The sequence below is a fragment of the Endozoicomonas arenosclerae genome (genome assembly GCF_001562015.1).
In the GTDB taxonomy this organism is placed as follows: domain Bacteria; phylum Pseudomonadota; class Gammaproteobacteria; order Pseudomonadales; family Endozoicomonadaceae; genus Endozoicomonas_A; species Endozoicomonas_A arenosclerae.
Window position 1 is genome coordinate 1 of sequence record NZ_LASA01000206.1, and the last position, 6,968, is coordinate 6,968.

General features: G+C 47.3%; 9 protein-coding genes and 1 tRNA gene. 2 read left to right on the forward strand and 8 right to left on the reverse strand.

Features of this window, described 5'->3' with window-relative positions:
* Window positions 1-350: 350 nt before the first annotated feature.
* From WG89_RS27235 to WG89_RS27250, 4 genes are all read right to left on the reverse strand, one after another.
* Window positions 351-427, reverse strand: a tRNA-Pro gene (locus WG89_RS27235).
* Window positions 428-462: 35 nt separating this feature from the next.
* A complete protein-coding gene (locus WG89_RS27240; RefSeq protein WP_062270799.1) occupies window positions 463-990 on the reverse strand; it encodes an O-acetyl-ADP-ribose deacetylase in 528 nt (175 codons plus the stop codon).
* A gap of 2 nt (window positions 991-992) precedes the next feature.
* Window positions 993-2,354, reverse strand: a complete 1,362-nt coding sequence (locus WG89_RS27245; protein ID WP_062270800.1) for a class II 3-deoxy-7-phosphoheptulonate synthase — start codon at window positions 2,352-2,354, stop codon at window positions 993-995.
* 216 nt (window positions 2,355-2,570) lie between these two features.
* Window positions 2,571-2,807, reverse strand: a complete 237-nt coding sequence (locus tag WG89_RS27250) for an HP1242/YdcH family protein (RefSeq protein WP_062270801.1) — start codon at window positions 2,805-2,807, stop codon at window positions 2,571-2,573.
* Window positions 2,808-3,307: 500 nt separating this feature from the next.
* Between WG89_RS27250 and WG89_RS27260 the strand changes: the two genes are divergently transcribed.
* Window positions 3,308-3,544 (forward strand): hypothetical protein, encoded by a 237-nt coding sequence (locus WG89_RS27260; RefSeq protein WP_062270803.1) that lies wholly within the window; start codon window positions 3,308-3,310, stop codon window positions 3,542-3,544.
* 165 nt (window positions 3,545-3,709) lie between these two features.
* On the opposite strand, the gene WG89_RS27265 is transcribed toward WG89_RS27260, so the two are convergent.
* From WG89_RS27265 to WG89_RS27275, 3 genes are all read right to left on the reverse strand, one after another.
* Window positions 3,710-4,630, reverse strand: a complete 921-nt coding sequence (locus tag WG89_RS27265; protein ID WP_062270804.1) for a M14 family metallopeptidase — start codon at window positions 4,628-4,630, stop codon at window positions 3,710-3,712.
* Between the two features lie 90 nt (window positions 4,631-4,720).
* Window positions 4,721-5,563, reverse strand: coding sequence for a sulfurtransferase (locus tag WG89_RS27270; RefSeq protein ID WP_062270805.1), 843 nt, complete (start codon window positions 5,561-5,563; stop codon window positions 4,721-4,723).
* 363 nt (window positions 5,564-5,926) lie between these two features.
* Window positions 5,927-6,256: a hypothetical protein gene (locus WG89_RS27275; protein ID WP_062270806.1), complete on the reverse strand. Its 330-nt coding sequence runs from the start codon at window positions 6,254-6,256 to the stop codon at window positions 5,927-5,929.
* Between the two features lie 25 nt (window positions 6,257-6,281).
* Here WG89_RS27275 and WG89_RS27280 point away from each other — a divergent pair, with 25 nt between their 5' ends.
* The gene (locus tag WG89_RS27280; RefSeq protein WP_062270807.1) at window positions 6,282-6,698 is read left to right on the forward strand and encodes a cereblon family protein; all 417 of its coding nucleotides are present in this window, start codon (window positions 6,282-6,284) and stop codon (window positions 6,696-6,698) included.
* 74 nt (window positions 6,699-6,772) lie between these two features.
* On the opposite strand, the gene WG89_RS27285 is transcribed toward WG89_RS27280, so the two are convergent.
* A partial coding sequence (locus WG89_RS27285; protein ID WP_062269480.1) for a hypothetical protein occupies window positions 6,773-6,968 on the reverse strand: 196 nt, incomplete at its 5' end.

Genomic DNA, 6,968 nt, shown 5'->3' on the forward strand with positions numbered 1-6,968 from the left:
CTCATACCTAGCTCTTTATTAATTTTTATTAGAACTTTAAAAAAAAGGCTATTTTTAAAACAACTTTTTGAGTCTCCTATAAATCAAATCTCACTTCAACACCATTAATTTACACAGTCGTGCAAAAATAAACGCAATGAAAATAATTTATTTGCCTGCATATTTTAAAAATATAAGGAGTAACAAAGATTAATATTGAACTTGATCAAGTTTTTAAAAATTCAAACTTCAAGAGCAATCAATTTAATGCATTTAGTTTCCATTAATAACCAGAATATCTAAAAACCGACTGCTGACTCATTTTATACATTCAATGGAAATAGAGGATATAAACATCCAGACAATCAAGCTGGTCGGCGTGGAGAGATTCGAACTCCCGACCCTTTCGTCCCGAACGAAATGCGCTACCAGGCTGCGCTACACGCCGAATTTCAATTTATTTTATATCGGGGCGGGTTACTGTCAAATTGCCGAAAGGGTTCGGAGCGTCTTCTGATAGAGCTGATAGAGGGGCTGATCAAATAATACAAAGATGACTTTCTCAAGCTCGTTGTGATGAGTAAGGAATTGACAGGTTTCGAACAGGGCTATTTCTGTGGCGGACTGATGGGGATAACCGTATACACCACAACTGATGGCCGGAAATGAGACCGATAACAACGACTCTTTCACTGCCAGCTTAAGGGTATTTCGATAGCAGTCTGCCAGAAGCTCTGGCTCACCGGAATGACCTCCCTGCCAGATGGGTCCTACTGTGTGCAGCACCCTTTTGGCAGGCAGGTTAAAGGCCGGAGTGGATCTCACTTCACCGGTTGGGCAGCCATTATACTGACGACAGGCTTGCTGTAACTGCTCAGCACCGGCTGCCCGATGAATCGCACCATCAACACCGCCACCCCCAGCCAGAGCTGAATTGGCAGCGTTGACAATACCATCCACAGGAACCGTAGTGATATCGCCCTGAAGGAGCTCAATCCGGCTTTTTACCATAATCAGCTTTCGCGCATCTTACGGCAGTCTTTCAAGGTGTCAGAAATCATGAAGGCCAGTTCCAGTGCCTGGTCTGCATTCAGTCTTGGATCACAATGAGTGTGGTAACGATTACCCAGAGAATCTTCGGTCACGGCACGGGAACCACCGATGCACTCAGTCACATTCTGACCGGTCATTTCAAAGTGAACACCACCGGCATAAGTACCTTCTGCCTGATGAACAGCGAAGAACTGTTTTACCTCACGCAGGATACGGCTGACCTCTCGGGTCTTGTAACCACTGGAAGCCTTGAAAGTGTTACCGTGCATAGGATCACAACTCCACAGCACTTGTCGGCCTTCACGTTCTACCGCACGAATCAGTTCTGGCAAATGCTTCTCAACATTGTCAGCTCCCATACGCACAATAACGTTCAGACGACCCGCTTCGTTTTCAGGGTTAATCAGATCAATCAGACGAATCAGATCTTCTGGCGGCATGGTTGGACCCGCTTTCAGACCAATCGGGTTATGAATGCCACGGACAAACTCTACATGACCACCTTCAACCTGACGGGTTCTGTCCCCCACCCAGAGCATATGAGCGGAGCAGTCATACCAGTTGCCGGAAATACTGTCCTGACGGGTCATAGCCTGCTCATAAGGCAGCAGCAGAGCTTCGTGAGAGGTATAAAAATCTGTCTCACTGATCACCCGGGAATGTTCCGAAGAGATTCCACAGGCTTTCATAAAGTCCAGAGTCTCATCAATACGATCAGCCAGATGACTGTATTGCTCAGACTGTGGACTGCTGGCTACAAAGTCCAGATTCCAGGCATGAACCTGTTCCAGAGAAGCCAGGCCACCCTGGGCAAAAGCTCTGAGCAGGTTCAGAGTCGCTGCAGCCTGATGATAGGCCTTGAGCATTCTTTCCGGGTCTGGAATTCGGGAATCCGCCGTTCCTTCCATACCATTAATGATGTCGCCACGATAAATAGGCAACTCAACACCATCAATAATCTCTGTGCCGGATGAGCGTGGTTTGGCAAACTGACCTGCCATACGACCCACTTTGATCACCGGACAGCTGGACCCAAAAGTCAGCACCACAGCCATCTGCATCAGAACTTTGAAGGTGTCCCGGATATTGTCTGCGGAAAACTCCAAAAAGCTCTCGGCGCAGTCACCTCCCTGTAACAGAAAGGCCTTGCCCTGAGTAGCAGCAGCCAGCTTCTGGCGCAGCGCTCTCACCTCACCGGCAAAAACCAGTGGCGGCATACCGTGCAGTTGCTGCTCTACCTGTTTCAGGTGGTTTTGATCGGGATATTCTGGCAGCTGGATGACAGGCATCTCTCTCCAGCTATCAACTTGCCATTGTTTCATTAACTCCTCTCAGAGCATCGCATTACTTCAGTAAAAGAACAGGCCATACTACATGAAACCGTATGATAAAGCCCAACCTGTCGCCCATCGACGAAATTGCAGAATTACTTTTACTTACAGACCGCAAATCGCCCTGATTCTGAGCATTAGAACTGCTGACTCACTCAATCTGAGACTGCGATAACGCCGGCAAGTTCACAATCATATACGAACGTTTCACTTTTGCAGGCAGCGGTAAAGAGCGTCCTTGAGATGGACTCTTTTTCGCTTTAACTGGGAGAAGTGTTCATCACTGGTCGGGACATCACGCATCTCCAGGCCTCTGACCTGATGATCAAGCTGATGATACTCCCGGGCCAGTTTCTGGAAGCCTGGATCACTGGATTTCAATTGGGAAACCTGTTCCTGCATAAGAACAAAATCATCATTCAAATTATGTTTAGTTCTAAGCATGGCGAGCGCTCCGGATGGATACCTGAATCAGTCTAGTCTGAAAATCCGCTTTTATAGAGGTCTTCCTGAAAGCAATTCTGCAAGCTGAAACCACCGTTATAATGGCAGCTTTCTTGATAAATAAAGATAAAAATTCTTTACACTGGCCAGAAAAATTTGATATACAATGCACTCATAGATTTAGCCAAGTGCATTAAACGAAATGAATTCCATGCTATCCATGACCAAAACCATGATGAAACGCGACATGATTATGTGTTGCGGGGTCTGTCGTGGATAGCTGAAAAGCAGAAAACACAGCCCCCGCACCAAGCCAAGGTCCGGGGGCTTTTTTTTGCCTTTGTGAAATTAAGACATTTGACGATTAAAGCCTTGAATAGCAGGCAGTCATGAACAGTGTGCGCATTGAAAGTAGTCGACGGCACATTCTGGTTTTCTGACCTGGTAGCAAGCCAACACCCAAAGCTAGTAAAGCGTCACGGGAAAAAAAGGAGAAGACAGTGAGCGAGCTCAAACTCAGACTGGTCACAACAGGTAGCCTCGACAGCCTTGAAAAAGTACTGCATTCCAGTGCTGAAGACGGTCTGAAAATCAGCAATTTCTCAGCTGAACTGGTGCCGGAAAGAGGTCACTACGAAGTCAGGATGTCTGTCTCAGGCTTTACCAGCCAACAACAGGTGGTCAGTAAACTGGCCATGGAAAAGGATATTCGTGAGCTGACGCCTTTACGCCGATGAGCAATCTCTGTTTATTGTGAAAGTGCCTCTATATCAAGCTCTGTAGCCATTTTCATGGTTCAGGGTGAGCGACATTTTCCGCTCATGGCTGTTTGTTATGAGCTTGTTTGTTGTCTATGTTTCCTGCAGCCAGATGTCCTGCAGGAAACACAGGCTCATGATGAATCAGAATTGTCCGGCAACGTAACCTAAAGCGCCAGTAATAGCAGCCACCTGGGCATCATTGCATTCTTCATCCGTCACTTTTGGACTGTCAGGATAAACTTCTGTAGTCGTGCCAAACTTGCAGTTTGTAACACCACCACACAGACCCAGCTTTTTCATTGGGTAGTTGATCACACCTTCCTGAACAACCGAAGATCCAATAATCTCACCCTGTTCATCAGCAGGCGCAATGTGCGTCACTTGTCTGACAGAGTCGATAACGGCTTTTTGAAACTCCGGAACAGGATTTTCTGTATCACCTACGGTGTAGAAACCATCTGGAATCATACCTTCGACGTAGTCCTGGCCATCGCGAGCAGCCAGCGCCGGGCGAAATTCTGTTTCGTCAGTATCCGTGGTTTCATGCAGATCGATATGAACCAGAACTTCCTGATCAAGGCCCGCTACCAATTTCATGAGATTGGCTGACTCTTCCGCTGGCGTGTCTTTATAAAAGGAGCGGTTTGGATCAATGGCGTTGGGATTCCAGCGATTAATAGTTTCATAGCCCCATGGGCTTACGCAGGGCGCCACCAGAATATTAAACTGATCGGTATACTTTTGAGCCTCTGTTTCCAGAAATTTCAAAGCACCATGCACACCACTGGTTTCATAGCCATGAACGCCACCGGTGACTAATACAACCGGCTTGTCCTGACTCCAGTTTCTGCTTTTGATAGCGTACAGGGGAAAGCGTTCAGCATCATAAGAAAGTGCCCCATACTGCTCAACTTCATAGTGCTCTTTCAAAGCCACTATTTTAGGCACTACATCTGTGTGGTATTCACGATTGATAGTCGTCTGTTCAAACCAGGCTTTGCGCTCACCCTCTCCCCACTTCTGGCCAGGAGTGCCTATTGGGAATCTATAACTGCCACCCATCGTTCAGCCCTTATTGCATTCAAACAAAAGAATACAGTATACAGACTTCGGTCGCGTATCGCTTACAGTAAGTATTTAACCAGAAGGTGGTTATTCAAGACCCGTAGCTATTGGTCTGCTTTCATCAGTGATCCATTCGCTCCAGGAACCCGGATAGAGTTTTGCACCCTTCATTCCTGCGTATTCCATAGCCAAAAGGTTATGACAAGCTGTCACACCGGAGCCGCAATAGAAGACGGGTTGCAGTCCCTCTACCATTAGTCTGCCCAACTGCTGCTGTAACTGCTCTGCAGGCAGAAAAGATCCGGAGTCATCCATATTGGAGGTGAAGGGGTGACAGACAGCACCAGGAATATGCCCGGCTTTTTTATCAAGAGGCTCTACTTCACCCGCAAAACGTTCAGGAGCCCGAGCATCAATCAAGCGATAGACAGGATTCTGCAGTTGCTCCATCACTTCATTTGCGGAAACCGTCAGACTGTGATCAACATCTTCAATAAAATCAGAAGCTGACACTTCAGGTAAATCAGTTGTAACTGGATACCGACCTGCGGACCAGGACTTGAAACCACCATGCAGCACCTGAACACACTTAACCCCAATCCAGCGTAACTGCCACCATGCCCGTGCAGCCATGGCATGACCACCATCATCGTAGACCACCACATGAGAATCTTTTTTTATGCCAAACGCTCTAACCCGTTCGGCAAAAACGTCTGGAGCAGGTAATGGATGTCGGCTGGTTTTGCCAGGAACAACCGGGGCAGAAAGGTCTTTTTCCAGATCGATGTATCGTGCACCTGGAACATGACCCTGACTGTATAGGGTTTGCCCTAATTTGGGATCAGCAAGACTGAAACGTGCATCAAGCACAACCACCTTGGGATCATTCAGCAGCGTGGCCAGAACTTCGGGCTCTATGAAAGGTGACATCCTTTAAATCCATCTGAACGTTGATTATGCAACCAGGAGCGAAAGGAGTATTGAGCACCCACACAGAAGTGCCCCAACATTTTGCTTTGCTCATGGCAGTTAGAAAAACATTTCACGGAGATTACACCGCTAGACTATCACTGATCATTACAAAGGCAAGGGCTCGGGAAAACCCTGAGGGGAGATTTCAGGGTTATTACCCGCCTATCCGTGGCGGGTTTCACATCCCTGTGAATTGGCTATCCATGCATCTTCAATGTACCAATAGCCCGGGGGGATGAAATGCAGGAAGAAGGCATCAGTTTGTGTAAGACATCTCCCACACATTCTGTAATCATTTTGTAAACATCTTATCCATCATGCTCACTCTTGCCGCTCCAGCTCATCAAGCTCACTCTTGTCTATCACTTCATCATTAATCAGAACTTTTTCAGACAGAATACCGCTAATGTCTTCTGCCCCCTCCTCTGGATCATCAATGATAATGCGCGTTACTTCATCACTTTGCAGCTGGAAGTCCTGGCCTTCTAATGGCTGCTGTACCTCATCTTCAGGCGTAACTGGTGTCTCTATCACCACACTGTTAGTATTTTCCTGCTGCGGCTCCTCAACCGGCTGCATCAGGTAAAGCCCGGCGGCTACGGCGAGAATGCCAAAGCCAAAAGCCAGGGCAATCAGATGTCCCTTTTTCATAGCTACTCCGTCACAGGGTCTGTGTATGATCTCAGAATCCGGACTATACCGTACCAGACGTAAAGACATTGGTCATGTCCATGACCCACAGGCGATCAAAAAAGACCAACCGGAAGATTCTGAAGAATCACAGGAGTCTTCCCGAATCATCTGCCTCTCCTGTAAGCATCCGATTACACATGGGGATTCAGCTCTCTCAGTGATGGGCAGCCATCAGCACACCCAGTGCAATCCGGCAGGTATCTTTTTTCAGTTCAGTTGTTACAACCAGGCTTCAGGATGTCTGGTGACTGGCGAAGCGACCGCTGAATTCAGCTGGTTCCCGGGGTATTTCTGGCAGTTTGCCTGCTGCTCAGATTGTGGCACTCATCTTGGTTGGTTTTTTTCCGGAGGGAAGCCTAACTTTTTCGGCCTTCTTAACAATAAACTCACATCTCAGTAGCTATACTTCCCGACAGTTCTTTCAGCGACAGTATTTTCCAATCCTGAAATGAGCCTGAAGGCAGGTACTACTACCTAACCCTCGGCTTGTCGCTCATGAACTAATTGAAACAGGATTTCTCTGGCTTGTTGCAGCTTTCTGGCCGCTTCATTATCGGTCATGGCTTCCGCTTTGTCCTTTAGTTGGTCCAGTGTAATCCCTTCTTTCAGGTACTGTTCTGGTTCCTTCAGTGACAGGAACTTTTCGTAAGGGGTCATCATGTTTTCATAG

Bases quoted from the DNA above. Each gene is read 5' to 3' on its own strand.
- WG89_RS27240 (WP_062270799.1), bottom strand. From the start codon at position 990: ATGGTAAAAAGCCGGATTGAGCTCCTTCAGGGCGATATCACTACGGTT.
- WG89_RS27245 (WP_062270800.1), bottom strand. From the start codon at position 2,354: ATGAAACAATGGCAAGTTGATAGCTGGAGAGAGATGCCTGTCATCCAG.
- WG89_RS27250 (WP_062270801.1), bottom strand. From the start codon at position 2,807: ATGCTTAGAACTAAACATAATTTGAATGATGATTTTGTTCTTATGCAG.
- WG89_RS27265 (WP_062270804.1), bottom strand. From the start codon at position 4,630: ATGGGTGGCAGTTATAGATTCCCAATAGGCACTCCTGGCCAGAAGTGG.
- WG89_RS27270 (WP_062270805.1), bottom strand. From the start codon at position 5,563: ATGTCACCTTTCATAGAGCCCGAAGTTCTGGCCACGCTGCTGAATGAT.
- WG89_RS27275 (WP_062270806.1), bottom strand. From the start codon at position 6,256: ATGAAAAAGGGACATCTGATTGCCCTGGCTTTTGGCTTTGGCATTCTC.
- WG89_RS27280 (WP_062270807.1), top strand. From the start codon at position 6,282: ATGATCTCAGAATCCGGACTATACCGTACCAGACGTAAAGACATTGGT.